Consider the following 25839-nt stretch of genomic DNA (forward strand, 5'->3'; position numbering starts at 1 on the left):
AGTGGGAACGCGGAGTGTGCGGAGCGGGGCCGGTCAGGAGTACCAAGTCGGCTCGGGCAGTGCGCCGTCGAGCACGAACCGGCCGACCTCACGGCGCTTGTAGGCCACCGGATCGTGCAGGGTGTGGGTACGGACATTGCGCCAGAAGCGGTCCAGGCCCTCGGCGGACGCGGTGGACCGGGCCCCGGTCACCTCGAAGATCCGGTTCGTGACCTCCAGGGCCACCTCCGTGGCGCGGGCCTTGACCGCCGCCACCCGGACCTCGAACTCCCCGCGGTCCTGCTCGGTCACCGCGTCCGGAGCGTCGTGCAGCCGCTGCCCCTCCCCGGCCACCCGGTCGGCCAGCGCCTCGGCGGCCCACAGCTTGGCCGTCAGATCGCCATAGGTGTCGATGACGTACGGCTCGTCGGCCGCCCGCTCATGGCCGCCGTGCAGCCAGGAACGCGCCTTGGTACGGGTGTAGACCGCGGCCGTCTCCAGGGCGCCCGCGGCGATCCCGAGGTAGAAGTGGGCGAAGACCAGCTGGATGGTCGGGACATTGAGGGTGTTGTAGACACGGGGCCGGAACTCCTTGTCGACGTACCCGGCGGCCGCCGACCACGGCACCCGCACCCCGTCCAGGGTGACGCTGCCGCTCTCGGTGAGCCGCTGCCCGATGTTGTCCCAGTCGCCGTGGAACGTCAGACCGTCGCTGTCGGACGGCACGATGGCGAAGACATGGCTGTCGGTGCTCTCCAGGACCCCCTCCAGCACGGTGACATCGGAGACCTTGCTGCCGGTGGAGAACGACTTCCGGCCGGAGAAGACCAGCGTCCCGCCCTCGTCCCGCACCACCACGTCCTTGTCGCGCGGATTGACCGCACCGCCGAAGAACCAGCGCTGCCGGGCGGCCTCGGCCTCCACCGCCTCCCACTGCTCACGGGTGCCGACCAGCCGCGCCGCCCAGTTCCACAGATAGTGGTAGCCGAGCAGCTGGCCGATGGACCCGTCGGCCTTGGACACCTCCCGGATCACGCGGTACGCGGTCGGCCAGTCCTGCCCGCCGCCCCCGTGCCCGACCGGGCCGAGCAGGGTGACCAGGCCGGAGTCCTTGAGCAGGCGCACCTCGTCGTACGGGGTGGCGCCCGCGCGGTCACGGGCGGCCGCGTCGGTGGCGAGGACCGCGGCCACCTCGGTGGCGCGCTCGATCCAGCCCTGCGGGCCCTCGGGGGCGGGACGGGTGGTCCAGTCGGACGGAGCGACGGTGCTCATCTGAAGTCTCCCTTGGAAGTGGGGTGATGATCGGTGGGACGGGGGCTCAGCGCCGGGCGCCGGAGACCGCCGGACCGGTCGGCTGCGCCGTGTCCGCTGCGGCCCGCGGGCCGTCCTCCTGCGCCTCCAGCTCACGCACCAGCGGCAGCACCCGCCGGCCGAAGTACTCGACGTCCTCCAGGTAATGGAGGAAACCCAGCAGGAAGAGGTCCACGCCCAGTCGCTTGTACGCGACGATCCGCTCGGCGATCTGCTCCGGTGTGCCGATCAGGCCCGTGCGGAAGCCGTCGTTGTACTGGACCAGGTCCTCGAACGACGAGTCCTGCCACATACCGGTGCCGTCGGCCGTGGACTGCCCGGCCTGCCGGACCGCCGCGCCGAAGCCGTGCACCGCCTCGGTGTCCGCCTTGGCGATGATCTCCCGCAGCACCTCCCGGGCCTCGGCCTCGGTGTCCCGGGCGATCAGAAAACCGTTCAGCCCGAAGCGGGGCGCGGTCCGGCCCGCGGACGCCGCCGCGGCCCGGACGTCCCTGAGCTGCTCGGTGACGCCGTCGAAGTCCTTGCCGTTGCTGAAGTACCAGTCGGACACCCGGCCGGCCATCGCCCGCGCCGCGGTGGAGTTGCCGCCCTGGAAGATCTCCGGGTGCGGACGCCCGACGGTGCCGAGCGGCTTCGGCTTCAGCGAGAAGTCCCGGATGCGGTAGAAGTCCCCGGCCAGTTCGGCGTGGTCCTCGGTCCAGATGCTGCGCAGTGCCCGGATGAACTCCTCCGCCCGCCGGTAGCGTTCGTCATGCTCCAGCCATGGCTCCCCGAGCGCACTGAACTCGCCCTTGAACCACCCGCTGACCACGTTCACCGCGAACCGCCCGCCGGAGAGGTGATCGGCCGTGGCGCCGAGCTTCGCCAGCACACCCGGGTGCCACAGCCCCGGATGCACGGCGGCGATCACCTTCAGCCGCTCGGTGGCCAGCAGCAGCGCCAGGCTGAAACTCGTGGACTCGTGCTGGAACTCCGCGCCGTAGCTGGCCATATAGCGGACCTGGCTCAGCGCATAATCGAAACCGTTGTTCTCGGCCAGCACCGCCAGCTTGCGGTTGTAGTCATAGCCCCAATCGGTGCGCTGCTCGATGGTGCTGGTCACCAGGCCGCCACTGACATTGGGCACCCAATAGGCAAAGCGTGCGGGGCCCGGGGCGGGCAGGTCGGACATCAGGAACTCCCGGTGGAAGAAAGCCAACTGCAAAAGGGCGCGACAAAGGAAGCACGCGCGGTTCGCGCGAATAGCACGAGGAATCTACGGAACGAAATGTGCGAGCAGCCGAGATGCGGAAGAAAAGGATCTCCGGGCGGACCGGCAAGGCCATCAACGGCCATCAACGGCCGGCGCCGGACGGCCTCCGATCGTCAGCGTTCGCGGGCCACGGCACCGCGACAGAGCGCGCTGGAGAGCCGTGCGAGATCGACGTGACGCCGCTGGGTGAGCTGCTTCTGTTGCTCGTTCATGAATGCGTCACCTCCTCGCAACAATTCGCCGCACCGACCTCTCGGCAACGGCCCCTGCGGCCCTTTCCCGGTCAATGCGGCCGCATCCCTGCCGAGTTTAGCGACCGTGCTGCGCAGCGTCGATACGGTATGCGCGAGGTGGTGATAGGGTCCCCCTTGAACCAAGGGAAACAAACCCACGAGAAGCCTCAACGGCACCTGACTCCACTGACCTTCACCATCGGCACCGGATCGCCGGGGAGGTGCATTCCGTGCGGATCGAGCAACTCGAATACATTGCGGCCGTCACCCGCCTCGGCTCCTTGCGCAGAGCCGCCGAGGAACTCCATCTGTCCCAGCCCGCACTGAGCGAGACCGTCCGCAATCTGGAGCGCGAACTCGGCGTCGACATCCTCGACCGCAAGCGCTCCGGAGCGAAGATCAGCGACGACGGCCGGGAGCTGCTGCCGCATATCGTCGGTGTGCTCGACGCGGTCGACAAACTGCGCCGGGCCGCGGGCGACCAGCACCACATCAGCCGGATGGTGCGACTGGGCACCGTCAACGCCGCCACCGTTCCGCTGCTGGTACCGGCCATCCGCGAGTTCCGGGCCGGCCATCCGCTGACCCAGGTCGAGGTGATCGGTGCCCAACAGGCCGAGATCCACCGCGCGCTGCTGGAAGGCAGTCTCGACCTGGGGCTCGTCAACTATTTGCGCGGCGACGACCTGCCGCCGGACTTCCACACCACCGAACTCCTGCGCGGCCGCCCCGTGGTGTGCCTCCGCCCGGACAGCCCACTGGCCGCGAGGAGCAAGGTCCCGGTGACCGAACTCCTCACCCAGCCGCTGATCGTGATGCGGTCCGGCTATGTGATGCACCGCTTCGTCCACCGGCTCCTCAGGGGCCGCACACCCTCCTTCTCGTACTCCACCGACGGCGCCGAAATGGGCAAACTGATGGTCGCCGAGGGCCTGGGCGTCACGGTCCTGCCCGACTTCAGCATCATCGGCGACCCCCTGGAGCGCAGCGGCACCATCACCTACCGCCCGCTGGCCGCCGACCGCACCGACGTCCTGATGGTCATTCAGCGCCGCCGCTCCGGCTCGGTCCCCAAGGCAGCCCGCGATCTGCACGAGCTCTTCGTACGGCGCGCAGCCGCGCACCGCGGCGCGGGCGAGGACGGGACCTGACCCCGCCCCCGCCCGTGCCTCCTCACTCCTCCGCCGACACCCCCGCCAACGCGCCCGCCGGATCGTCCGTGGCCGGGCCCGCGGGCACCCACTGCCCGCCCTCCCTGCGATACGGCCACCAGCGGCCGTCCCGCCCGTAGCGCAACTGGGCCGCGCCGCCCACCACCGTCCAGCGGTTACGGGTGACCCGCAGCCGCGGCCGGGTCTCCTCGTCCTCCCACGCGGCCGCCAGCCGGCCGGTGGCCCGTGCCAGCGCCTCCGGCTCCGGTGTCCACTCCTCCTCCAGGACCGCGAGCCCCGCCGCGCCACCCAGCTCCCAGGCCCGTACGGCCGACGCCAGACCCCGCGCATCCCGTCCCGAACCGGCCGCCAGCCGCGCCGATATGGCCGCCCCCGGACCGGCCGCCGCCAGCCGCACCGCATCCTGGCCGGGCGCCGGAACGGGCGGCGGCGGACTGTCCGGATGCCCGGTGGACAGCGCTTCCGCCAGCAGCCGCTGGGCGCGCGCCGCCGCGTCCCCGATCAGGAACTCCAGCGCGGCCACCTCCACCCCGGGCGCGGGCGGGGTGCCGCCACCGAGCACCGGCGGGGCACCCGGCGCGGCGACCGGCGGCGGCGCCGCGGGCAGCGGCGGCAGAATGTCCCGCGCCGCATACGCCTCGGCCGCCGGCACCCCCGCACCGGACGGCTCCGCCGCGGCCCCGCCCGCCGGCAGCTCCGCCCGCGACGCACTGCGCGCCTGCACCTCGTCCAGCAGTTCCCGCTCACCCCGGCCGCGCATCAGCAGCAGGACGAACGGGTCCTGGTCCAGCAGCCGCGCCAACTGGTAGCACAGCGCGGTCGAATGCGCGCAGTGGTCCCAGGCACCACAACTGCACTCCGGCTCCAGGTCCCCGATGCCCGGCAGGAGTTCGATCCCGGCCGCGGCGGCGTCCTCGACGAGGACCGGCGGCATGTCACGGTCCAGCAGCGCCGCGATGTGCCCTGCCCGGTCCGCGACCATGTCCAGGAAGCGGTCCCAGTCCGCCGCGCTCAACTGCTGCAGCAGGACATCGGACCGGTGCCGCGTATGGTCGGGGTCCTGGACGACCGCGGTGATCCGGCCGGGGCGCACCGACACCGCGCCGACCGCACCGGCCCGCGCATGCCGCCGGCCCAGCTTCACCTGCGCGCCGTCCAGCGCGGTGTCCTCCAGCGCCTTGAGCCACGCCTGCCCCCACCAGCTCTGGGCAAAGGCCCTCCCACGGGCCGCGGGCAATGCCTCGAACGTCCGCTCAGCGGCAGCGGAAGCCCCCTCGTCCAGGTACATCGGTCCCTCATCTCCAGGCGTGTTCATCGCTCGTTCCCCCGCAGTGCGACCAGATCCGCCAGCTCGGCGTCGGTGAGTTCGGTCAGCGCGGCCTCGCCGGACCCCAGCACCGCATCGGCCAACTGCTGCTTACGGGCGAGCATGTCGGCGATCCGGTCCTCGATCGTGCCCTCCGTGATGATCCGGTGGACCTGCACCGGCTGGGTCTGCCCGATGCGGTAGGCGCGGTCGGTGGCCTGCGCCTCGACGGCCGGATTCCACCAGCGGTCGAAGTGCACGACATGCGCCGCCCGGGTGAGGTTCAGACCGGTACCCGCCGCCTTCAACGACAGCAGGAACACCGGCGCCGCCCCGTCCTGGAAGCGCCGCACCATCTCCTCACGGCGGGCCACCGGCGTACCGCCGTGCAGGAACTGCGTGGGCACCCCGCGCGCCGCCAGATGCCCCTCCAACAGCCGCGCCATCTGCACATACTGCGTGAACACCAGCACGCTCGCGCCCTCGGCGAGGATGCTGTCCAGCAACTCGTCCAGCAGCTCGACCTTTCCCGAACGCCCCGCGATCCGCACCGCTCCCGCAGCGCGGCCGTCCTCCGCCGGGCCGCTCTCCTTCAAGTACTGCGCGGGGTGGTTGCAGATCTGCTTGAGCGAGGTGAGCAGCTTGACCACCAGCCCGCGGCGGGCGAACCCGTCCGTCCCGGCGATCTCGGCGAGCCCCTCGCGCACCACGGCCTCGTACAGCCCGGTCTGCTCCTTGGTCAGCGCCACCGCACGATCGGTCTCCGTCTTGGGCGGCAGCTCCGGCGCGATCCCCGGATCGGACTTACGGCGGCGCAACAGGAACGGCCGCACCAGCCGGGCCAGCCGCTCGGCTGCCGCGCCCGCCTCCGGGGACGCCGCCGCACCGCCCTCGATGGCCTGCGCATAGTGCGTACGGAACCGGCCCAGCGGCCCCAGCAGTCCCGGTGTCGTCCAGTCCAGGATCGCCCACAGCTCCGACAGATTGTTCTCCACCGGGGTACCGGTCAGCGCCACCCGGGCCTTGGCGGGCAGGGTCCGCAGCGCCCTGGCGGTCGCGGAGAACGGATTCTTGATGTGCTGGGCCTCATCGGCGACGACCAGCCCCCAGCCCACCTCCGCCAGCTTCCCGGCATCGACCCGCATCGTCCCGTACGTGGTGAGCACGAACTCGCCGTCCGCCAGCTCCGCCAGACTGCGCCGCCCGGCGTGGAAGCGGCGTACCGGTGTGCCCGGCGCGAACTTCTCGATCTCCCGCTGCCAGTTGCCCATGAGGGAGGTGGGACAGACGACAAGGGTGGGGCCGGCCGACTCGGGAGTGGTCTGCCGGTGCAGATGCAGGGAGATGAGCGTGATCGTCTTCCCCAGCCCCATGTCGTCGGCGAGACAGGCACCCAGCCCCAGCGAGGTCATCCGGTGCAGCCAGCCGAGCCCGCGCAGCTGGTAGTCGCGCAGCGTCGCGGTGAGCGCCGCCGGCTGCCGGACCGGCGTGGTGTCGCAGCCCTCCGGGTCGGCCAGCCGGTCGCGCAGCCGGGCCAGCCAGCCGGAGGCCGCCACCTCCACCCGGCCGCCGTCACCGTCCTCGACGCTGCCGGTGAGCGCGGCGCCGAGCGCATCGAGCGGCGTGACCTTGCGTTCCTGCCGGTCCCGGGCGGCCCGCACCGCCGCCGGATCGATCAGCACCCACTGCCCGTGCAGCCGCACCAGCGGCCGCCCCGCCTCGGCCAGCCGGTCCAGCTCCGCCCTGTCGACCTCCTGGTCCCCGACCGCGAACCGCCAGCTGAACGAGAGCAGGGCATCCGCCGACAACAGCGAGGGCAGCCCCGTGCCCCTCCCCTCGGAAACGTCACCGCCGCCCGCCTCCGGCGGCCCCACCACGGCCCGCGCGCTGAGCGTGCGCGTCAGCTCCTTCGGCCAGTGCACCTGCACCCCGGCGGCGGCCAGCGCACCCGCGGCCGGCCCGAGCAGCTCGGCGATCTCCTCGTCGGCAAGATCCAGCGCATCGGGCACCGCCGCGGACAACAACGGGGTGAGCGGCGCCCAGGCGTCCGCCGCCCGCCGCAACGTCAGCAGCGTGTCCATCCGCGCCCGCGCCCCGAACGCCTGCCCGGCCGTCGAAGTCCCCGCCCACACCTCCGCGGCATCCGCGACCAGCGTCGGATCAGTGAGGCTGTGCAACTGGAGAACGGCCTTGAACGTGATGGAGGACAGAGCGCCCGCGGCATCACCGCGCAGCGGGCTTCCCGCCGCATCCACCTCGCCGCGCTGCTCCCCGAAGGCCATCGGCTCCTCCGCCTCCGCGCCGTGCACCTCCACCCGCAGGGAGATCCGTACGCCCGCGTCGTGCCCCGCGGCGACATCAGCGGCCCAGGCGCGCTGTTCGGGGATGTGCTGCGGGGCGGTCACCGCGAAGGCCGGCGCTCCGGTGACCAGCGCGGCGCCGGGGGAGCGCGGCAGCCCGTCCGCCACCGCGTCGAGGAAGGCCCGCACATGCCGCTCGGGATCCGGCAGCTGCAACGGGTCGGTGTCCGGGAGCGGGGCGGCATGGGCGTACGGCGGCATCGCGGCGGCGAGATCGCGCAGCCGCGCCAGGTCCTCCGGGTCGAGCGGTCCCAGCCGCCAGGCGTCGTATCCGGCCGGGCTGACCCCGGGCAGTATCCGGCCACGGGCCGCGAGCTGCAGCGCCAGTACGGAGGCGGCCCCCCAGAAGGCGGCGGCCGGATGGGCGTCCCGGCCGGCCCGCGCACGGGTGAGCACCGGCACCGCGTCGGCCACCGTCAGCAGCAGGGCCGGAACCTCGCACAAGGAGACCCCGCCGTCGTCATCCGGGAGGGCCACGCCCAGCGACGCGTCCCCCACGGGTTCACCATCAGGCCGCCAGAAGGCGATCCGCCCGGCCCGTGGCGGATCCGACGGCAGGAAAACCGCTGCGCACTGCGCGAGTGCGGAGAGCTGAGCGGGGGTGACCGCGGGGAGGGATGTCACTGGGTCCCGAACTCCTCAAGTTTGACTACTGGTGACTGGAGCGCCCGAGAGTACATGACAATGCACCCTTGGAAGGAACCTGCGGCGCGAATACGGCGTTCAATGGAGTACACAGAGCGCGGCATGCGCCGCGGAAGGGGCGTGAAGGATGTCCACACAGGCGAAGGTCGCGGTCGGCGGGGTCGCGGTGGGAGTGATCCTGCTGTGGCTGCTGCCCTTCTGGGCGGCCCTCTTGGTCATGGTCGGAATCCCGGCCGTCGCGTATCTGACACTCGACTCCTCCCAACGCCGCCGCCTACGCCGCGTCAGCCGCAAACAGCTCGGCCGCTGAACGTACGCGGTTTGCCGTGGGCTGGGGCCGGTCCGCCTACGGGGTGTGGGTGGTGGGGTCGGAGGGGACGCCCGGTAACCCGTCCTCGGCGCGGGCGACGCGGGTCCCAGAGGTTCTTCACCCCGTTGTTCGCTCCGGGTCCTGCGGGCGGCTCACCGGACATCCCCTCCGACCGCCGTACGTGCGCGGCTCTCCCGCCGTACCAATCACCGTCACGACCAATGCGCGGCACCCCTTGGCAGGGACCTGGTCGGCCCCCCGCAGATGGGGCACGGCCAGGGTCTGTGCCGTAACGGACGGTGTCACCGGCCGGCAGCCGGCAACGCTGAACGGTTGGAGGGGATGTACCGGTGCCCGCCCGCAGGACTGGAGCGAACGCCGGGGCAATCAACTACACGTAGCCGCGTCGCCCGCGCCGAGGACGGGTACCGGTGCGTCCCCTCCGACCCCCGCGGCAACCACACAACCCGCAAAACCCCAGCCCCCACCAAGCCGCACCGCCCCAGAAGCAAGTGACGGACCGGCCGCGCCACGAAGGGGCGCGGGGAACTGCGCGACCAGCCACAGCCGCACCCGCAGACAAGCAACGCCCCCGCAAAGCCCCCACCCCAACCCGTCGAGCCCGCGACTCAGACCGGCCGCGTCGACAGCTCGTCGAGTGACGTCAGCAGGCCGGGCAGTTCGGGCCCGCGCCCCACCGGATGGACCTCGCCCGGCTCCTCGTCCAGCAGCACGAACGCGATGTCATCGGTACGGGCAACCATGCTCCATCCAGGCCCGTCAACCCGCAGCGTCCGCGCCTCACCGGCCGCGAACGACGACCGCACCCGCCCGGGCGGCGGCGGATCGTTCACATAGCCGCGCGCCTCCTCCAGCACCCGCCGCACCCCCGTGTGCGCCTGATCACCCGGCTCGGCAAAGCTGACGTCGCCCTCCACCTGCTCCCGCCACGCCGCCCATTGCATGGCGATCTCGTCCGCGCCGAGCCGCCGTTGCGCCGGCCCCCACTCCTCGGCGTCCGGAGGGGTGAGCGGTGCCGGGTCGCCTTCCTGCGGCTCAGGGTCGTGCGGCTGCGGCACACCCGGTGCCGCTACGGCGAGCGCGAGCGGCCAGCCGGGAAGGGCCCCGACGATGCTGTTCTCGCCGGGGGAGAGGTCGTACTCCATGCCGCAGTCCCAGGCCGCGATCGCGCAGGCGACCAGCGACACGTCCTCCGTCACCACGGTCCAGCGCGCCCCGTCGCCGTCCTGACCGAGGACCAGCCCGTAGCCCTCCGCGTACGGTTCGAGGCCCAGCCCCGCGCACACCTCGGGGTAGTCGTCGCCGAGCACGCTCGGGAACTGCGCGGGCGTCAGCAGCACCGCCGTCAGCACGAACAACTGGTCGTTGTCGGCGCTCTCGGTCGTGGGCACGCGGGCCTCCCCATCCGGTCCATTGCGGAGTACGTCGGCGCACCCTAATTGGCTTGGTACGGCCTTGTCACCAGCCGTACGCTGCGCGGATGTGTTTTTACAGCCGCCGGATGCACTTTGTGTGCCTGGCCTGCCGGGCCGCGTGGAAGAAGACGCCGGTCTCGCGGGGGCCCGGCCACTGCCCGCAGTGCCGTGGTGAGCTGATCGACGCGGGCGCGGATTTGGCGGTGCCCAAGCGGCGCGACGTGGCCGGCTGGCGTGCGCTGGAGGCCGTGCTGCGCGCCGGGCTGACCTTCCACGGCGGATGCTGCGGTACGGGGCCGGGCTACCGTCCGCGCACACCACGTGAGGTCCAGGAGCGGCTGGCGCTCGCCGGCCGCACCAGCATGCCGGTCAAGGCGGCGCTGGCCGTGGTGGATCCCACGCTCACCGACCGCTACGGGGCCGACGCGCGGACCCCGGGGCGCGGCACCCGAGGCGGTCGACAGTCGGTCGGTGTGCCGAGGCGCTCACGGGAAACCTCCCGGCGCGACTGATTCCGGCCACCGCGCGACGTGATCTGACACCCCGCAGCACCCTTCAACTGCCGCCCACGTCCGTAAAATTGGCGCTTCGCGAACGAAGGGACGGTTGTCAGGTGCGGCGCTACGACTGGTTGAGGGAGATCCGGCGGCTCGACCCGGAGCGCGACTTCCTGCGGATCTACCGCATCATCGCGACCCATGAATTCCCCTGGGACTTCACCCGAGCCCTGGAGCTGGCGCTCTACCGCACCTATGCCGTGCCGAGCATCGGCCGGCTTCTCGCCGAGACGGCGGAGCTGACGGACCGTACCCAAAAGCGCTATGACGACACCGCGCTCCTCCTGGACACCGTCGTCGAGCACGGCTTCGACAGCGACGACGGCCGGACGGCGATCCGCCGCATCAACCAGATGCACCGCAGCTACGACATCAGCAACGAGGACATGCGCTATGTCCTGTGCACCTTCGTGGTGGTGCCCAAACGGTGGCTCGACGAGTACGGCTGGCGGCGGCTGACCGCCCACGAGCAGCATGCCGTCGCCACCTACTACCGCACCCTCGGCCGCCATATGGGCATCACCGAACTCCCGCAGACCTACGAGGACTTCGAGCAGTGTCTCGATGCCTACGAGGAGGCGCACTTCGGCTGGGACGAGGGCGCGCGAAGGGTCTCGGACGCGACCTTGGACCTGATGGCGGGGTGGTACGGCCCGCTCGCCCCGGTGGTGCGCGGCGCCAGCATGGCCCTCCTGGACGACTCCCTGCTGGACGCCTTCCGGTACGAGCGGCCCAAGCCGGCGGTCCAGAAGGCGGTCCGCACCGCCCTGAAGCTGCGCGCCAAGGCCGTACGGCTGCTGCCGCCCCGCCGCACCCCGCACTACGCCCGCCAGAACCCCGAGATCAAGGGCTATCCGAACGGCTTCCGGGTGGCCGAGCTCGGCACCTTCCCCGCTTCCCGCCGCACCGGCAGCTGCCCGGTTCCGCACGGGGAGGGCCCGGCGGCGTCCTGAGACACCGGTGCCGTCCGCGTGACGTCATCCCCGGCGGACCGCCAGCGCCAGGTAGCGGGCGTCCTCGTCCTCGTACCGGACGAGGTCCCAGCCGCAGTCGGTGAGGAGGGGCCGCAGATTCGGCTCCGCCCGTAGATCGTCGGGCGTGATGGGGCGGCCCTTGCGCGCGGCGAGGGCGGCCCTCCCGATGGGGTGGAAGAGAGCCAGCCGGCCACCGGGGCGTACGGCCCTGGCGAGTTCGGTGAGGCCGCCCGCCGAGTCCGGCAGATGCGAGAGGAGACCCGCGGCGAAGACGGCGTCCAGCGCGGCGTCGGGCAGCGGCAGCCGGGTCACGTCCGCGAGCAGCAGCGCCGCGTCACGGTCGCGCCCGGCCCGGACGGCGGCCCGCAGCATCTCGGGCGTGAGATCGGCGCCCAGCACCGTTCCGCGCGGTCCCACGGCCGTCCGCAGCGCGGGCAGCGCGCGTCCCGTACCGCAGCCGGCGTCCAGGACACGCTCGCCTTCCTGGAGGCCCAGTGCGGCGACGCCTGCCGCATAGGCGGGGCCGTCGTCGGGGAACTTCGCGTCCCAGGTGGCGGCGCGTGACGCGAAGAACGCACGGACCTCATGCGGACGGTCGGCGTGGTGGTCGCTCATCGGGCTCCTCCGGGAGTGCGACGGTCGGCGAGGGAGGCGGTGCGGGCGCACAGGGCGCCCGCGAAGGCGGTCGCCGCCGGGCGGTGACCGGTGCCGTTCGGCCTCGCCACGGTCCAACTATCACGAATTCGGAGGTACATGGGCTTCTTGATCGGAAGACGTGACGGCTTTGGCATTTTCGAGAAAATCCCTTTCAGCGGGCGGTACGTTCCTCGCCATGGATTTCGGGCGGTCCTCTGCCGCCGAAGGCTCCCCCCGTCGAGCCATGGATCCGCATACCCCTTGACGCGCAGGACCCTGCATCCTGGAGGAGACGGCCGATGAACGCCGCACAAGGGGCCCCGGAGGGCGCAGCCCCGGGCCTCGACGCCGAGTTGACCCTGAAGATCTTAGTCGCGGGCGGCTTCGGCGTGGGCAAGACAACCCTGGTGGGCTCGGTCAGCGAGATCCACCCGCTGCGTACGGAGGAACGGCTCAGCGAGGCGGGTGAGACGGTCGACGACACCGGGGGAGTGGACCGCAAGGGCACCACCACGGTGGCGATGGACTTCGGCCGCATCACCATCCGGCAGGGCCTGTCCCTCTACCTCTTCGGCACCCCGGGTCAGGACCGCTTCTGGTTCCTGTGGGACGACCTGTCGGAGGGCGCTCTGGGCGCCGTCGTCCTGGCCGACACCCGGCGACTGCAGGACTGCTTCCCGGCGGTCGACTACTTCGAGCGCCGCGCGATCCCGTTCCTGGTCGCCGTCAACTGCTTTGCGGAGTCCCGGTCCTACGGCGCCGACGAGGTGGCCCGCGCGCTGGACCTGGACCGCGGCACCCCCGTCGTGCTCTGTGACGCGAGGGACCGCGACTCCGGCAAGGAAGTACTGGTGCGGCTCGTCGAGCACGCGGGGCGGCGGCACTCCGCCAGGGTGCTGGATTCGGTGGGATGACCGGCGGCGTGTGGCGCGGCGCCGGACGGCCCGCGCCACGTGTCCCTCAGCCCGCCACGTCCGCCAGGGCGATGACCTTGTCGATCCTGACCCGTACCACCAGCTCGCCCGGAACACCGTTGCGGGCGCCGTACTCCTCCGCCCGCTCCTCGCCCATGTAGCGGGCCGCGATCCGGGTCGCCCAGTGACGGACGTCCGCCAGCTCGTTGCTGATCTCCGCGGACCCGTGTACCACCACGAAGGAAAACGGCGGCCGGTCGTCGTCGATGCACAGTGCCACTCTGCCGTCGCGGGCGAGGTTGCGGCCCTTGACCGTCTCCTGCCCGGTGTTGAACACCAGCTCGTCACCGTCCATGAGGAACCACACCGGGGCGACGTGCGGGCCGCCGTCATCCCGTACCGTCGCCAGCTTGCCGGTACGGGTGCCCTCGGAAAGGAACCTCTGCCACTCGTCCTTCGTCATCTTGTGTGCCATGCCGACATCCTCGGCCATGCGGTACGAACCGGCGCCGCGTGGCACGCCGGACCGTGGGGCCGCTTGCCGAGACGGCGGAGGTGGGACAGGCTGGCAGGGCAGCCTTTGAACGGACCACGGGCTGCGGTCCGGCCAAGAGTGCGGGCTCAGACACGGGGAGGAAGCAGCAATGGCATTGAGCAGCGGACTCGACTGGCTGCTGGACGACCTGACCAAGCGGGTGGAGAAGGTACGGCACGCACTGGTGCTGTCCAACGACGGCCTGGTGACCGGGGCGAGCGAGAAACTCCAGCGGGACGACGCCGAGCATCTCGCGGCGGTCGCCTCGGGACTGCACAGCCTCGCGAAAGGGTCGGCGCTCCACTTCGGCATCGGGCGGGTGCGCCAGACCATGGTCGAGTTCGACGACGGGGTGTTGTTCGTGACGGCGGCGGGGGACGGCAGCTGCCTGTGCGTGCTGGCCGGCGCCGACGCCGACCTGGGCCAGGTCGCCTACGAAATGACGCTGCTGGTCAACCGTGTCGGCGAGCATCTGGGCGTCGCGGTCCGCCAGCCCGAAAGTTATCCACAGGTCTGAGGCGGGGGTTGACCCACTGTCATCGCCTGCGGCTACAGTCGTCACTGTCAGTGATCGACCGAGTTGCGGGGGAAACGACATGACAGTGATGTGCGACGGGCAGCAGACGCTCGCCATGGGGCGAGCGGCCCGTGAACTGGAGCTGAGGACCGGCGAGTTGGAGCTCGCCACCCAGCTCGGAAAGGTGCGGACGGTCCTGACCGGGACCGGTGGCCGGCCGGGAGCCGGCGGATCGCTCGGCCGACGCCGGGTCCCGGCGGAGGAGATCGCCCGCCTGCAGGCCGAGCCGTGCTTCCCCGAAGCACTCCGCGAACGGATCCGCACGGTCAGCACCAACGAGGCGGCCGAGCTGATGGGCATCGGCCCCGGACGGGTCGTGCGCCTGACCCGGGCCGGCTGCTTCGGCCCCGTCAGGTTCTATGTGAACCGCTACGGCGCGGTGGTCTGGCTCTATCTCGCGGCCGAGGTCACCGACTTCGCCGACCGCGAACCCGACCTGATGCGGGGCAACACCCCCGCGGCGATGCGGGTGATGCTCGACAGCGGACAGGACTGGCGGGCCCGCCAGTGGCGCAGCCGACGGGTCGCCCAGCTCATGGGGCAGACCGACGACCCCTGGGAAGCGGCAGCGGTGATCGCCGCCGTGCTGCCCCCGGAGGAACTGGCATCGGTGGCCGAGGACCCGCGGGAGCGGTCCCTGCTGCGCCGGCTCCGGCCCGTTCTGGCCTCCGTGATCACCGTGACCCCGGCCGCCCGGGAATCCTTCGAACGCGTGCTGACAGCGGACGAGTTCGACGAGGTGATGTGGTACCGCGTCAACCTCTCCCGCGAGCTCGAAACGGCCCGCAGGGAAGACCCGGGACGGCTGCGGACACCCGCGGCCGCGAGCTCCGCCGCCCGCCCCGGTCAGCCGCCGAGCTTCCTGAACAGCCCCTCCTGGACGACCGAGACCAGCAGCCTGCCCTCCCGGTCGTAGATCCGCCCGCGGGCCAGCCCCCGGCCGCCGGTGGCGATCGGCGACTCCTGGTCGTAGAGGAACCACTCGTCCGCGCGGAACGGACGGTGGAACCACATCGCATGGTCGAGCGAGGCCATGTCGAACCCGCGCGGCCCCCAGAGCGGTTCGATGGGGATGCGGACGGCGTCCAGCAGCGTCATATCGCTGGCGTAGGTCAGCGCGCAGGTGTGGACGAGCGGATCGTCGCCCAGCGGCCCGACCGCGCGCATCCACACCGCGCTGCGCGGCTCCGCGCCCTCGATCTCGTCCGGCGTCCAGCGCAGCCGGTCGACATACCGGATCTCGAACGGCATCCTGCGCGCCATCCGCTCCAGGCCCTCGGGCAGATCGCGCAGGCGCTCGCGGACCTCGTCCGCAACCGTCGGCAGATCCTCCGGGTCGGGCACCGCCCGACGCATCGGCAACTGATGATCGAAGCCGGGCTCCGGCTTGTGGAAGGAGGCGGTCAGATTGAAGATCGTGCGTCCCTGCTGGACGGCGACGACCCGGCGCGTGGTGAAGGACCGCCCGTCGCGGACCCGCTCGACCTGGTACACGATCGGCACCCCCGGCCGGCCGGGCCGCAGAAAGTACGCATGGAGCGAGTGGACCGGGCGGTCCCCTTCCGTGGTCCGCCCGGCCGCCACCAGCGCCTGGCCCGCGACCTGCCCGCCGAAGACCCGCTGCAGCGATTCCTGGGGACTGCGGCCCCGGAAGATGTTCACCTCGATCTGCTCGAGATCCAGCAGATCGACCAGCTTCTCGGCAGGATTGGTCATGACCGGTGGCCCTCCGTCATATCCCTCGGCGGCTTCGGCCGAAGCCACCGCCTCACAACTGACCCACGTCCGTGACCCGCACGACCGCGCGCCCCTCCTCGTCGGAGGCGGCCAGATCCACCTCCGCGGAGATGCCCCAGTCGTGATCACCGTTCGGGTCGGCGAAAGTCTGCCGCACCTTCCACAGTCCGTGCTCGGCATCCTCCTGAATCTGCAGCAGCTTCGGGCCGCGCGCATCCGGACCGGTGCCCAGCTCGTCGTATTCGTCCCAGTAGGCGTCCATCGCCTCGCCCCAGGCGTCCACGTCCCAGCCGGAATCGGCATCCATCTCGCCGAGCTCCTCGACCTTGTCCAGCGCCGCCAGCTCCACCCGCCGGAACATCGCATTGCGCACCAGCACACGGAACGCCCGCGCGTTGGACGTGACCGGCCGGACCTGATCCGCCCGCTCCGCGGCCTGCTCCGCCGTCTCCACCTCCGGATTGGCGAGCTGTTCCCACTCGTCCAGCAGACTGGAGTCGACCTGCCGCACCATCTCGCCCAGCCAGGCGATGATGTCCTGGAAGTCCTCGGACTTCAGATCGTCCGGCACGGTATGGTCCAGCGCCTTGAACGCACTCGCCAGGTAGCGCAGCACGATCCCCTCGGTGCGCGCCAGCTCGTAGAAGGACGTGAACTCCGTGAAGGTCATGGCGCGTTCGTACATATCGCGGATGACCGACTTCGGCGACAGCGGATGGTCGCCGACCCACGGGTGGCTCTTGCGGTAGAGGCCGTAGGCGTGGAAGAGCAGCTCTTCCAGCGGCTTGGGGTACTCGACGTCCATGAGCCGTTCCATGCGCTCTTCGTACTCGACGCCGTCGGCCTTCATCTGGGCGACCGCCTCGCCCCGGGCCTTGTTCTGCTGCGCGGCCAGGATCTGCCGGGGATCGTCCAGCGTGGACTCCACCACCGAGACCATGTCCAGCGCGTACGACGGCGACTCGGGGTCGAGCAGGTCGAACGCGGCCAGGGCGAACGTCGACAGCGGCTGGTTGAGAGCGAAGTCCTGCTGGAGGTCCACGGTCAGCCGGACGATCCTGCCCTCCGCGTCCGGCTCCGCCAGCCGCTCCACGATCCCGCCGTCCACCAGCGAGCGGTAGATCGCGATGGCCCGCCGGATGTGCCTGATCTGGTTCTTGCGCGGCTCATGGTTGTCCTCGAGGAGCTTGCGCATCGCCACGAAGGCATTGCCCGGCCGGGCGATCACGGACAGCAGCATCGCGTGCGTCACCCGGAAACGGGAGTTCAGCGGCTCGGGATCGGACGCGATCAGCTTCTCGAAGGTGTTCTCGCCCCAGTTGACGAAGCCCTCCGGCGCCTTCTTGCGCACCACCTTCCGGCGCTTCTTGGGGTCGTCGCCCGCCTTCGCCAGCGCCTTCTCGTTCTCCACGACATGCTCGGGTGCCTGCGCGACCACAAAGCCCGCGGTGTCGAAGCCCGCCCGGCCGGCGCGGCCGGCGATCTGATGGAACTCCCGCGCCCGCAGCGTCCGCACCCGCGAGCCGTCGTACTTGGTCAGCGCGGTGAACAACACCGTACGGATGGGGACATTGACTCCCACGCCGAGCGTGTCCGTACCGCAGATGACCTTCAGCAAACCCGCCTGTGCCAGCTTCTCGACGAGCCTGCGGTACTTCGGCAGCATGCCGGCGTGATGCACGCCGATGCCATGGCGGACATACCGCGACAGGTTGCGGCCGAACTTCGTGGTGAACCGGAAGTTGCCGATGAGCTGAGCGATCTCGTCCTTCTCGGCACGCGTGCACATATTGATGCTCATCAGGGCCTGCGCCCGCTCCACGGCGGCGGCCTGGGTGAAGTGCACGATGTAGACGGGAGACTGGCGGGTCTCCAGCAACTCGGTGAGCGTCTCCGTGAGCGCCGTCGTGCGGTACTCGTACGACAGCGGCACCGGCCGCGTGGCCGAGCGCACGACCGACGTCGGCTTCCCCGTGCGACGGGTCAGGTCCCCCTCGAAGCGCGACATGTCGCCGAGCGTCGCCGACATCAGAATGAACTGCGCCTGCGGCAGTTCGAGCAGCGGAATCTGCCAGGCCCAACCACGGTCCGGCTCGGCATAGAAGTGGAACTCGTCCATCACGACCTGGCCGATGTCGGCGTCCTTGCCGTCCCGCAGCGCTATCGAGGCGAGCACCTCGGCGGTGCAGCAGATGACCGGTGCGTCGGCGTTGACCGATGCGTCACCGGTGAGCATGCCAACGTTCTCGGTGCCGAACATCTTGCACAGATCGAAGAACTTCTCCGAGACCAGTGCCTTGATGGGCGCGGTGTAGAAGGTGACCTGATCATTGGCGAGAGCGGTGAAGTGCGCGCCGGCCGCCACCAGGCTCTTACCGGAGCCGGTGGGGGTGGACAGGATGACGTTCGCTCCGGAGACCACCTCGATCAGCGCCTCCTCCTGGGCAGGGTAGAGCGAGATGCCCTGCTGCTCGGCCCAGCCCGAAAAGGCTTCGAAGAGGGCATCGGGGTCGGCGTCGTTCGGCAGATGATCGATGAGGGTCACGCCCCCCATACTGCCTGTCTTCGGCCCAGATCAGGGAACCGGCGGCCCAGAGGAAGACCAGCCGAAGATCGACACCCCCACAAACCACTCGCCCTGCGGCCCGACCCTCCCCGCAAAGCCCCCAGCCGCAGCCCTGCCCGCCACCGCGATATCCGGCCTGACCTGCAAAAACGTAGACCGCCGGGCCCGATAGCCGGCCGCCCCTCACCGGGGCGGGTGAACCCGCGCCGCCGCCGGAAGGAAGACGGTGCCGCCCCCCTGCGGCCCCCGGTGGCCCCGACAGCCCCGGCATCCAGGGAGGCTTCCGCGCAAGGTCTTTACAACCCGTACACGACTGCGGACACACTGTCGTCATCGCTGATCCCGCTTCGTATGGCGGTGCGCTCGGCGCGTGGCGGAGATCACCCGATGCGCGGTGGCTGCTGAGCTGTGAGGGAGGCGCCCTTCGGGGTCCGGGGGCGGCGGGGTTGGAGCGCCGCGGGTGGGGGCGTCACGTGATCGAGGCGCTGTCTGATCGGGGCGCCGTCTGCTCGGGGTGCCGTCTGATCGGGGGCGACGCGGATCCGGGGCGACGCCTGATCGGGAGATCGGGCTGAGGTGGGTGGTGGCGGAGGTGGTGGAAGGAGGAGGGAGGGAGGCCCCGGAGCACGGACTCGCCTCACCCCACCCCACCAGGCCACCCACCCACCCACCCACCCCACCCACCTCACCCCGGCCCCGTCGCCAGTCCGCCTCAGTCGCCCCCATCCCAGTCCGCTTTCCCCACGCCCACCCCCATCCCCACCCATCCCCGCTGGTTCCCTTCGCCCCCGGGTCTTGCTCGCCCTTCTCGCCTCTGTTCGCTCCGCAACTCCGCCCCATCCCCGCCTGCCCCCTCGGCTCATCCTCCTCGTCTCCTTCGTCAGCCGACCCTTCTCCCTCCTCCACCCCAACCCACCCCCGGTCTCGCTCGCCTCCTTTGCTCCCGGCCTTGTTCGCGCCCTGGCGGCTCCCGCCCCATCCGGAAACTGACGTCACGTCAGGAGCGTGTGATCGGCGAACAGTGCTCGCGAGCACCACACTCCCCCGCCTTGCTGGAGTGGACTGTCCCCGTCGGGCGGGACAGGAGTTGGTTCACCCCCTCCTCGTGCGGAGATCATCTGGCGCTACGCTGAGTCGCCGACCGGGTGTCAGCGGCGCGGCTCAGCAGGGTGAGAGCCACCGCGCAGGTGGACACGTGCAAGAGAACAAGGGGTGGGAAGAACCATGATGGGACCGGCGCACTCGCTGTCCGGGGCCGCGGCCTGGCTGGGGGTCGGCGCTGCGGCGGCTGCCGCCGGACATCCGATGCCCTGGCCGGTGCTCGTCTGTGGGGCTCTGATCTGTGCCGGAGCGGCGCTTGCCCCGGACCTCGACCACAAGTCCGCGACCATCTCACGGGCTTTCGGCCCGCTGTCGCGGATGTTGTGCGAGGTGGTCGACGCCATCTCGCACGCCGTCTACAAGGCGACCAAGATGCGCGGGGACTCGAACCGCAACGGAGGGCACCGCACGCTCACCCACACTTGGGTGTGGGCCGTGCTGGTCGGTGGCGGGATGTCGCTGCTGGCGATGCAGGGCGGCCGTTGGGCGGTCCTCGGCATCCTCTTCGTCCACATGGTGCTCGCCATCGAGGGGTTGCTGTGGCGGGCGGCACGGGTGTCCAGCGATGTGCTGGTGTGGCTGCTGGGTGCGGCCTCGGCCTGGATCCTGGCCGGCATTCTCGACCAGCCGGGCAATGGTGCGAGCTGGCTGTTCACCGAGCCGGGGCAGCAGTACCTCTGGCTGGGCCTGCCGGTCGTCCTCGGCGCGCTGGTCCACGACATCGGCGATGCCCTGACCGTCTCGGGCTGCCCCGTCCTGTGGCCCATCCCGATAGGCCGTAAGCGCTGGTACCCCGTCGGCCCGCCCAAGGGCATGCGCTTCAAGGCCGGCAGCTGGGTGGAGCTGAAGGTGCTGATGCCGCTGTTCATGGTGCTGGGTGGCCTCGGCGGGCTGGGCGCGCTCGGCTACATCTGACATCTCGCGCGCGGCTACGTCGGGCATCTGGTGTGCACCTGATGCCCGATGTCGCCGCGCCTCCCCCCTGACGTGCGCCGCACAGCAGCAGAGCGCCGATGGGGTCGGCCCAGACACCCGGACACCCAGATGCCCGGACGCAGTGAGGTGGACCTGAGCTGGCAGCTATGTCCGGGCGAGGTACTCGGTGTCGGCCTGGTCGTGGGAACGCCACCGTGGAGGGCGTCGGGTGAACTGTGGGAGCTGATCGATCCCTTGCTGCCGGGCAAGGAGCGCCGGTTCCGTACCCGGGACGCAGGACGCAGGACGCAGGACGCAGGGCGCAAGCTGCTGGCCGAACAGCAGGTGGTGCTGTACGGGATTCCATACGTGCTCGACAACGGCATTCCGTGGGGGCACAACATCCGCCCGGGGAGCCGGGGTTGGGCTCGGGCCTGACCTGCCCTGCTGGAGACGGGGCAGGCTGACTGCCGGAGTCGGTAGCTGCCCAAGTCGCCCCACACCAGCACCCTGACGCCCACGCCTGCGAGGGGTGCGGAAGGATGTCCAGGCTCCTGCAACCCACGATGACGAGGGAACCGACCACCGTGACTCACCAGCCTCCGCAGATGCCGCAACCTGGGTATGGCGCCCCGCAGCCGCCATACCCCGGCGCACCGGTTCCGCCGCACAATGGCTCGACGCCGTCGACCGGACTGCCGGGCTACGAGGGGGGCGCGCCCTTCGCTCCGCAGCCTCCGCCTCCGCCTCCTCAGAAGGGCCGCACGGGACTGATCCTGACCGTCGTCCTGGTGGCCGTCGTGCTGCTCGCCGGGGGCGGCTTTCTGGCGTGGTCGATGCTCGGTGGTGGGGACGACACCGAGGCGCGGCAGGGGCAAGGGCAGAGCCAGCGGCAGAGTCAGGGGCAGGGGGAGAACACCCCGGAGGGGGCGAAGTTGGCAATCCCCGAGGTGGTGAAGTCGACGCCGGCTGAACTTCGCTATGACGCGAAGGCCACCGCGCAGATGTACCCGCCGGCAAAGCGGGACCCCTCGTCGTACCCGGAGCTGAAGGGCCTGGCGCAGGTCGACTCGGTCTACCACCCGGAGAACAACCCCTCGGTCATGCTGGGTGTCCACACCGGCGGGGGAACGGTGTCCAACGCCGCGCAGCGGGTGCAGGAAGCCTTCGCCCCCAACGAGATGGCCGTCGCGCCCAAGGACTTCGATCTCCAGGACCCCGACGCGAAGGGAGCCGTCCTGCGCTGCGGGATCTCCAAGGGCGGCGGCGCCTATATCCCCCTGTGTGTCTGGGCCGACAGCACCTCGGTCGGTGACGTGATCGGGGTGGGCGACGCCTCCTCGTCCTCCCTCAAGAAGGTCGACCTGAAGACCCTCGCTCAGCAGACGAGCGACCTGCGCAAGGCCATGCGCAGCGGCTCCGCCGGCTGACCCGCCCCGCCGGCTGACCCGCCCCGCACCCCGAAGCGGCGGCGCAGACTTCATGACGTCTGCGCCGCCGTCCGGTGCCGGCATCACCGGGGTCGACCCGGGCCCCGCCCGGCCACCACGCGCCCAGTCCCCATCCCATTCCGTCACCACGCCCAGCCCTCACCCCATTCCGTCACCGCGCCCAGTCCGCTCCCCACTGCCCCCCCGCATCAGCCATGCCACGACCGCCAGAGTGCCGCGTATGCGCCGTCGGCGGCGACCAGTTCGTCGTGGCTGCCCAGTTCGGTGATTCTGCCGTTCTCGACGACGGCGATCACGTCGGCGTCATGTGCGGTGTGGAGCCGGTGTGCGATGGCCACGACCGTGCGGCCGTTCAGCACTCTGCCCAGTGAGCGTTCCAGGTGGCGGGCCGCCCGGGGGTCGAGCAGGGAGGTGGCCTCGTCCAGCACCAGGGTGTGCGGATCGGCCAGCACCAGCCGGGCCAGCGCGATCTGTTGTGCCTGGGCGGGAGTCAGGGTGTGTCCGCCCGAGCCGACCTCGGTGTCCAGCCCCTTGTGCAGGGCCCGCGCCCAGTCGTCGGCGTCCACCGCACCGAGCGCGGCCCACAGTTCGGCGTCGGCCGCTCCGGTGCGTGCCAGCAGGAGGTTGTCGCGGAGCGAGCCGACGAAGACATGGTGTTCCTGGTTGACCAGCGCCACGTGCTCGCGGATCCGCTCGGCGGGCATCGCGGAGAGCTCGGCGCCGCCCAGGGTGACACTGCCGACGCGGGGCCCGTAGATACCGGCCAGCAGCCGGCCCAGCGTCGATTTGCCGGCGCCGGACGGCCCGACCAGTGCCAGCCGGGTCCCCGGCCGGACCCGCAGCGAGACCTCGCGCAGCACATCGACGCCCGCGCGGTAGCCGAAGCTCACCCCGTCGGCGTGGACGTCCCGGCCGTCCGGGCGCCGGTCCGTGTCGGTGGCCTCCGGTGCGACCTCCCGGACGCCGACGAGTCGCGCGATGGACACCTGGGCCACCTGCAGCTCGTCGTACCAGCGCAGGATCATGCCGAGCGGCTCGATCATCATCTGTGCCAGCAGCGCCCCCGTCGTCAGCTGACCGGGACTCATCCAGCCCTGCAGGACGAACGCGCCGCCGAGCAGCAACACCGAGCCCAGCAGCAGGACATGGGTCATTTCGACCACGGGGAAGAGCACCGAGCGCAGGAAGAGCGTAAAGCGTTCCCATTGGGTCCATTCCCGGATGCGGCGCTCCGACAGCGCGATCCGGCGGGCGCCCAGCCGGTGGGCCTCGACCGTACGCCCCGCGTCGACGGACTCGGTGAGTACGGCGGACACCGCGGCGTAACCGGCGGCCTCCGAACGGTAGGCGCTCGGCGCCCGCTTGAAGTACCAGCGGCAGCCGACGACCAGCAGTGGCAGCGCGATCACCACGCACAGGGCAAGCGGCGGCGCGGTGACCGTCAGCCCGCCGATCAGCAGCGCCACCCACACCACGCCGATGGTCAGTTGCGGTACGGCCTCGCGCATCGCGCTGGAGAGCCGGTCGATGTCCGTCGTGATCCGCGACAGCAGATCGCCGGTGCCGGCCCGCTCCAGTACGCCCGGCGGCAGCGCCACGGACCGTACGAGGAAGTCCTCCCGCAGATCCGCCAGCATCCGCTCGCCGAGCATCGCCCCGCGCAGCCGGACCATGCGCACGAAGAGCGTCTGGGCGGCCAGTGCGACGGCGAACACCGCGACGGTGCGCTCCAGTTGGAGGTCGCGGTCGCCCGCGGACAGCTGCTCGACGACGCCGCCGAGCAGGTACGGGCCGGCCATGGAGGCGATCACCGCGGCGGTGTTCGCGGCGATCAGTACCGTGAACGCCCTGCGGTGCCGGCGGATCAGGCCGCCGACGTAGCTGCGGACGGTTGCCGGTGAGCCGACGGGGAGTGTCGTGAGGGTCTGCGGGGCGTCCGGATCGTGGTCCGGCGGCGCCAGGCCGATCATGCGGTCTCCTCGGTCTGGCCGGTCGACAGCGCCGGCTCGGGGTCCGTTTCGCGGGTGACGACCGCGCGGTAGGCGGGGTGGCTGTGCAGCAGTTCGCGGTGGGTGGCCGCGGCGACGACCTTGCCCTCCTGGAGGAACACCACCTGCTCGGCCCGGTCCAGGAGGAGCGGGCTGGAGGTGAGGACGACCGTCGTCCGCCCGGTCCTGACCGTCCGCAGACCGTCGGCGATCCGGGCCTCGGTGTGTGCGTCGACGGCGCTGGTGGGCTCGTCGAGCACCAGCACCTCCGGGTTGGTGACCAGCGATCTGGCCAGCGCCAGCCGCTGTCGCTGCCCGCCGGACAACGACCGTCCGCGCTCGGTGATGTAGGTGCGCATCGGGTCTCCCGAGTCGTCGGCCGAGGCCTGCGCCAGCGCGGTCAGCACATCGCCGCACTGGGCCGCGGCCAGCGCGTCCGTCGCGTCCACCCGCCCGGAGCCCGGTACGTCGAGCAGCTCGCCGAGCGTGCCGGAGAGCAGCATCGGGTCCTTGTCCTGGACGAGGACGGCGCGGCGGGCGGTGTCCCGCGGCAGGTCGTCGAGCGGGGTGCCGCCGAGGACCACGGACAGGTCGACTGCGTCGCCGCCGTCTTCTTCCGCCTGTGCCGGGTGGCCGCCGAGGCGTTCGGCGAGCCGGCCCGCGGCGTCGGGGTCGCCGCAGACCACCGCGGTCAGCCGGCCGGCCGGGGCGGTCAGACCGCTGACCGGGTCGTGCAGCGCGCCGGCGGGCGTCGTCGCCTGGTCCCCGGTCCGTCCGCCGGCCGGCCGGTGCTGTGCCAGGACATGGGCCGTGCGCTTCGCCGAGGGCTTGGCGAAGGAGTAGGCCTGGGCGATCTCTTCGAAGCGCCGGAGCGGGGAGAGCAGGAAGGCGACCGCGCTGTAGATGGTGACGAGATCGCCGACGGCGATGGTGCCGTCGAGGGCGAGCCGGGCGCCGTACCAGACCACCGCGATGAGCAGCAGGCCCGGCAGCAGTACTTGGACGGCCGAGATCAGTGACCACATCCGGGCGCTGCGGACGGCGGCCTTGCGCACCTCTTGGGAGGCGTTGCGGTAGCGCCCGAGGAAGAGTTCCTCGCCGCCGATGCCGCGCAGGACGCGGAGCCCGGCGACGGTGTCGGAGGCCAGCTCGGTGGCCTGGCCGGCCTTCTCGCGCTGGGCGTCGGCGCGCCGGGTGGCGGGCGGCAGCAGCGGCAGGACGGCCAGCGCCAGTACGGGTACGCCGAGGGCCACCAGGATGCCCAGTTCTGGCTGGTAGACGGCCAGGGCGATGGAGACTCCGACCGTGATCAGCGCCGCGGCCCCGAACCGGGAGAGGGCCTCGACGAACCAGCCGATCTTCTCCAGGTCGCCGGTGCTGACGGTGACGATCTCGCCGGCCGCCACCCGACGGGTCATGGCCGAGCCCAGTTCCGTGGTTTTGCGGGCGAGCAGCTGCTGCATCCGGGCGACGGCGGTGATCCAGTTGGTGACGGCCGCGCGGTGGAGCATGGTGTCGCCGAGCGCGATCAGTACGCCCAGGGCCAGGATCAGGCCGCCGGCCAGGAGGAGCCGGCCGCCGTCGCGGTCGACCACGGCCTGCACGGCGAGCCCCACCGGCAGTGGGGAGGCGGCGATGGCGCCGACGTTCACCAGCCCCCAGGCGAGGGCCTTGAGCTGGCCGCCGAGCTGCTGTCTGTAGAGCCACCGGAGGAAGGCGCCGCCTGTACGGACGTCCGGGACGCCCGGGTCGGGGTGCGGAAGGTCACGAAGGTGCATGCTGTTCCAGCCGGAGTCGTGGTGAGGGGGCGGCAGGAGGCCGTCCCGGCAGGCGAAATGCCCCTCTCGCGCGCTTCGTCGTCCGCGGAGGTCTTGGAAGATTGGC

22 protein-coding genes are annotated in these 25839 nt (G+C 71.2%); 10 read left to right on the plus strand and 12 right to left on the minus strand.

Annotation, left to right across the window (positions count from 1 at the left end; all coding sequences use genetic code 11):
* Positions 1-33: 33 nt before the first annotated feature.
* The 3 genes from NUT86_RS35515 to NUT86_RS40515 all read right to left on the minus strand — a co-directional run bounded on the left by NUT86_RS35515 (position 34) and on the right by NUT86_RS40515 (position 2754).
* Entirely contained in the window at positions 34-1251 is a 1218-nt protein-coding gene (locus tag NUT86_RS35515) for an acyl-CoA dehydrogenase family protein (protein ID WP_274739466.1), read from the minus strand.
* Positions 1252-1297: 46 nt separating this feature from the next.
* On the minus strand, positions 1298-2461 hold the full coding sequence (gene sfnG / locus NUT86_RS35520) for a dimethylsulfone monooxygenase SfnG (protein ID WP_274739467.1): 1164 nt from the start codon (positions 2459-2461) through the stop codon (positions 1298-1300).
* Between the two features lie 194 nt (positions 2462-2655).
* On the minus strand, positions 2656-2754 hold the full coding sequence (locus NUT86_RS40515) for a putative leader peptide (protein WP_316246551.1): 99 nt from the start codon (positions 2752-2754) through the stop codon (positions 2656-2658).
* Between the two features lie 251 nt (positions 2755-3005).
* Here NUT86_RS40515 and NUT86_RS35525 point away from each other — a divergent pair, with 251 nt between their 5' ends.
* The gene (locus tag NUT86_RS35525; RefSeq protein ID WP_274739469.1) at positions 3006-3926 is read left to right on the plus strand and encodes a LysR family transcriptional regulator; all 921 of its coding nucleotides are present in this window, start codon (positions 3006-3008) and stop codon (positions 3924-3926) included.
* A 22-nt stretch (positions 3927-3948) separates the two neighbouring features.
* Here the strand turns inward: NUT86_RS35525 and NUT86_RS35530 are convergent, their stop codons facing one another.
* Together NUT86_RS35530 and NUT86_RS35535 are read right to left on the minus strand one after the other, a co-directional pair.
* Positions 3949-5262, minus strand: a complete 1314-nt coding sequence (locus NUT86_RS35530) for an SWIM zinc finger family protein (protein WP_174876301.1) — start codon at positions 5260-5262, stop codon at positions 3949-3951.
* A complete protein-coding gene (locus NUT86_RS35535) occupies positions 5259-8237 on the minus strand; it encodes a DEAD/DEAH box helicase (protein WP_274739472.1) in 2979 nt (992 codons plus the stop codon). The genes NUT86_RS35530 and NUT86_RS35535 overlap by 4 nt, the downstream gene beginning before the upstream one ends.
* 148 nt (positions 8238-8385) lie before the next feature.
* On the opposite strand from NUT86_RS35535, the gene NUT86_RS35540 reads away from it, so the two are divergent.
* A complete protein-coding gene (locus tag NUT86_RS35540; RefSeq protein WP_042161392.1) occupies positions 8386-8568 on the plus strand; it encodes a hypothetical protein in 183 nt (60 codons plus the stop codon).
* A gap of 629 nt (positions 8569-9197) precedes the next feature.
* On the opposite strand, the gene NUT86_RS35545 is transcribed toward NUT86_RS35540, so the two are convergent.
* The gene (locus NUT86_RS35545; RefSeq protein WP_018088555.1) at positions 9198-9980 is read right to left on the minus strand and encodes a hypothetical protein; all 783 of its coding nucleotides are present in this window, start codon (positions 9978-9980) and stop codon (positions 9198-9200) included.
* Positions 9981-10069: 89 nt separating this feature from the next.
* On the opposite strand from NUT86_RS35545, the gene NUT86_RS35550 reads away from it, so the two are divergent.
* Both NUT86_RS35550 and NUT86_RS35555 read left to right on the plus strand, forming a co-directional pair.
* Positions 10070-10516, plus strand: a complete 447-nt coding sequence (locus NUT86_RS35550) for a hypothetical protein (RefSeq protein WP_106430823.1) — start codon at positions 10070-10072, stop codon at positions 10514-10516.
* Between the two features lie 101 nt (positions 10517-10617).
* Positions 10618-11514, plus strand: a complete 897-nt coding sequence (locus tag NUT86_RS35555; protein WP_266444228.1) for an oxygenase MpaB family protein — start codon at positions 10618-10620, stop codon at positions 11512-11514.
* Positions 11515-11538: 24 nt separating this feature from the next.
* Here the strand turns inward: NUT86_RS35555 and NUT86_RS35560 are convergent, their stop codons facing one another.
* Positions 11539-12150, minus strand: a complete 612-nt coding sequence (locus NUT86_RS35560; RefSeq protein ID WP_266444231.1) for a class I SAM-dependent methyltransferase — start codon at positions 12148-12150, stop codon at positions 11539-11541.
* 320 nt (positions 12151-12470) lie between these two features.
* Here NUT86_RS35560 and NUT86_RS35565 point away from each other — a divergent pair, with 320 nt between their 5' ends.
* Entirely contained in the window at positions 12471-13085 is a 615-nt protein-coding gene (locus tag NUT86_RS35565; protein ID WP_018088559.1) for a GTP-binding protein, read from the plus strand.
* A gap of 46 nt (positions 13086-13131) precedes the next feature.
* Here NUT86_RS35565 and NUT86_RS35570 read toward each other — a convergent pair whose 3' ends face one another.
* Positions 13132-13560: a PPOX class F420-dependent oxidoreductase gene (locus NUT86_RS35570; protein WP_026169442.1), complete on the minus strand. Its 429-nt coding sequence runs from the start codon at positions 13558-13560 to the stop codon at positions 13132-13134.
* Positions 13561-13729: 169 nt separating this feature from the next.
* Between NUT86_RS35570 and NUT86_RS35575 the strand changes: the two genes are divergently transcribed.
* Together NUT86_RS35575 and NUT86_RS35580 are read left to right on the plus strand one after the other, a co-directional pair.
* On the plus strand, positions 13730-14137 hold the full coding sequence (locus tag NUT86_RS35575; RefSeq protein ID WP_093646789.1) for a roadblock/LC7 domain-containing protein: 408 nt from the start codon (positions 13730-13732) through the stop codon (positions 14135-14137).
* A gap of 79 nt (positions 14138-14216) precedes the next feature.
* Positions 14217-15113 carry a DUF6397 family protein gene (locus NUT86_RS35580; protein ID WP_266444237.1) on the plus strand — a complete coding sequence of 299 codons (897 nt, stop codon included), beginning with the start codon at positions 14217-14219 and terminating at the stop codon, positions 15111-15113.
* Here NUT86_RS35580 and NUT86_RS35585 read toward each other — a convergent pair.
* Together NUT86_RS35585 and NUT86_RS35590 are read right to left on the minus strand one after the other, a co-directional pair.
* A complete protein-coding gene (locus tag NUT86_RS35585) occupies positions 15044-15913 on the minus strand; it encodes an acyl-CoA thioesterase (RefSeq protein ID WP_018088563.1) in 870 nt (289 codons plus the stop codon). The genes NUT86_RS35580 and NUT86_RS35585 overlap by 70 nt on opposite strands.
* A gap of 52 nt (positions 15914-15965) precedes the next feature.
* Positions 15966-18479, minus strand: a complete 2514-nt coding sequence (locus NUT86_RS35590) for a DEAD/DEAH box helicase (protein ID WP_159484783.1) — start codon at positions 18477-18479, stop codon at positions 15966-15968.
* Between the two features lie 1245 nt (positions 18480-19724).
* Here NUT86_RS35590 and NUT86_RS35595 point away from each other — a divergent pair.
* The 3 genes from NUT86_RS35595 to NUT86_RS35605 all read left to right on the plus strand — a co-directional run bounded on the left by NUT86_RS35595 (position 19725) and on the right by NUT86_RS35605 (position 21946).
* Positions 19725-20516, plus strand: a complete 792-nt coding sequence (locus NUT86_RS35595) for a metal-dependent hydrolase (RefSeq protein WP_093646792.1) — start codon at positions 19725-19727, stop codon at positions 20514-20516.
* 129 nt (positions 20517-20645) lie between these two features.
* The gene (locus tag NUT86_RS35600; protein WP_274739481.1) at positions 20646-20954 is read left to right on the plus strand and encodes a hypothetical protein; all 309 of its coding nucleotides are present in this window, start codon (positions 20646-20648) and stop codon (positions 20952-20954) included.
* Positions 20955-21124: 170 nt separating this feature from the next.
* Positions 21125-21946 carry a hypothetical protein gene (locus NUT86_RS35605; protein WP_274739483.1) on the plus strand — a complete coding sequence of 274 codons (822 nt, stop codon included), beginning with the start codon at positions 21125-21127 and terminating at the stop codon, positions 21944-21946.
* A 209-nt stretch (positions 21947-22155) separates the two neighbouring features.
* On the opposite strand, the gene NUT86_RS35610 is transcribed toward NUT86_RS35605, so the two are convergent.
* Both NUT86_RS35610 and NUT86_RS35615 read right to left on the minus strand, forming a co-directional pair.
* Positions 22156-23937 carry an ABC transporter ATP-binding protein gene (locus NUT86_RS35610; RefSeq protein WP_274739484.1) on the minus strand — a complete coding sequence of 594 codons (1782 nt, stop codon included), beginning with the start codon at positions 23935-23937 and terminating at the stop codon, positions 22156-22158.
* Positions 23934-25733, minus strand: a complete 1800-nt coding sequence (locus NUT86_RS35615; RefSeq protein WP_274739486.1) for an ABC transporter transmembrane domain-containing protein — start codon at positions 25731-25733, stop codon at positions 23934-23936. The genes NUT86_RS35610 and NUT86_RS35615 overlap by 4 nt, the downstream gene beginning before the upstream one ends.
* Positions 25734-25839: the final 106 nt, after the last annotated feature.

The sequence above is a fragment of the Streptomyces sp. G7(2002) genome (assembly GCF_028870195.1).
Lineage (GTDB): Bacteria > Actinomycetota > Actinomycetes > Streptomycetales > Streptomycetaceae > Streptomyces > Streptomyces nigrescens.

What these genes read in the sequence shown, in the direction of transcription:
- NUT86_RS35515 (WP_274739466.1), bottom strand. Translation starts at nt 1,251, where the DNA reads ATGAGCACCGTCGCTCCGTCCGACTGGACCACCCGTCCCGCCCCCGAG.
- sfnG (WP_274739467.1), bottom strand. Translation starts at nt 2,461, where the DNA reads ATGTCCGACCTGCCCGCCCCGGGCCCCGCACGCTTTGCCTATTGGGTG.
- NUT86_RS40515 (WP_316246551.1), bottom strand. Translation starts at nt 2,754, where the DNA reads ATGAACGAGCAACAGAAGCAGCTCACCCAGCGGCGTCACGTCGATCTC.
- NUT86_RS35530 (WP_174876301.1), bottom strand. Translation starts at nt 5,262, where the DNA reads ATGAACACGCCTGGAGATGAGGGACCGATGTACCTGGACGAGGGGGCT.
- NUT86_RS35540 (WP_042161392.1), top strand. Translation starts at nt 8,386, where the DNA reads ATGTCCACACAGGCGAAGGTCGCGGTCGGCGGGGTCGCGGTGGGAGTG.
- NUT86_RS35550 (WP_106430823.1), top strand. Translation starts at nt 10,070, where the DNA reads ATGTGTTTTTACAGCCGCCGGATGCACTTTGTGTGCCTGGCCTGCCGG.
- NUT86_RS35560 (WP_266444231.1), bottom strand. Translation starts at nt 12,150, where the DNA reads ATGAGCGACCACCACGCCGACCGTCCGCATGAGGTCCGTGCGTTCTTC.
- NUT86_RS35565 (WP_018088559.1), top strand. Translation starts at nt 12,471, where the DNA reads ATGAACGCCGCACAAGGGGCCCCGGAGGGCGCAGCCCCGGGCCTCGAC.
- NUT86_RS35570 (WP_026169442.1), bottom strand. Translation starts at nt 13,560, where the DNA reads ATGGCACACAAGATGACGAAGGACGAGTGGCAGAGGTTCCTTTCCGAG.
- NUT86_RS35575 (WP_093646789.1), top strand. Translation starts at nt 13,730, where the DNA reads ATGGCATTGAGCAGCGGACTCGACTGGCTGCTGGACGACCTGACCAAG.
- NUT86_RS35580 (WP_266444237.1), top strand. Translation starts at nt 14,217, where the DNA reads ATGACAGTGATGTGCGACGGGCAGCAGACGCTCGCCATGGGGCGAGCG.
- NUT86_RS35585 (WP_018088563.1), bottom strand. Translation starts at nt 15,913, where the DNA reads ATGACCAATCCTGCCGAGAAGCTGGTCGATCTGCTGGATCTCGAGCAG.
- NUT86_RS35595 (WP_093646792.1), top strand. Translation starts at nt 19,725, where the DNA reads ATGATGGGACCGGCGCACTCGCTGTCCGGGGCCGCGGCCTGGCTGGGG.
- NUT86_RS35600 (WP_274739481.1), top strand. Translation starts at nt 20,646, where the DNA reads ATGCCCGGACGCAGTGAGGTGGACCTGAGCTGGCAGCTATGTCCGGGC.
- NUT86_RS35605 (WP_274739483.1), top strand. Translation starts at nt 21,125, where the DNA reads ATGCCGCAACCTGGGTATGGCGCCCCGCAGCCGCCATACCCCGGCGCA.
- NUT86_RS35610 (WP_274739484.1), bottom strand. Translation starts at nt 23,937, where the DNA reads ATGATCGGCCTGGCGCCGCCGGACCACGATCCGGACGCCCCGCAGACC.
- NUT86_RS35615 (WP_274739486.1), bottom strand. Translation starts at nt 25,733, where the DNA reads ATGCACCTTCGTGACCTTCCGCACCCCGACCCGGGCGTCCCGGACGTC.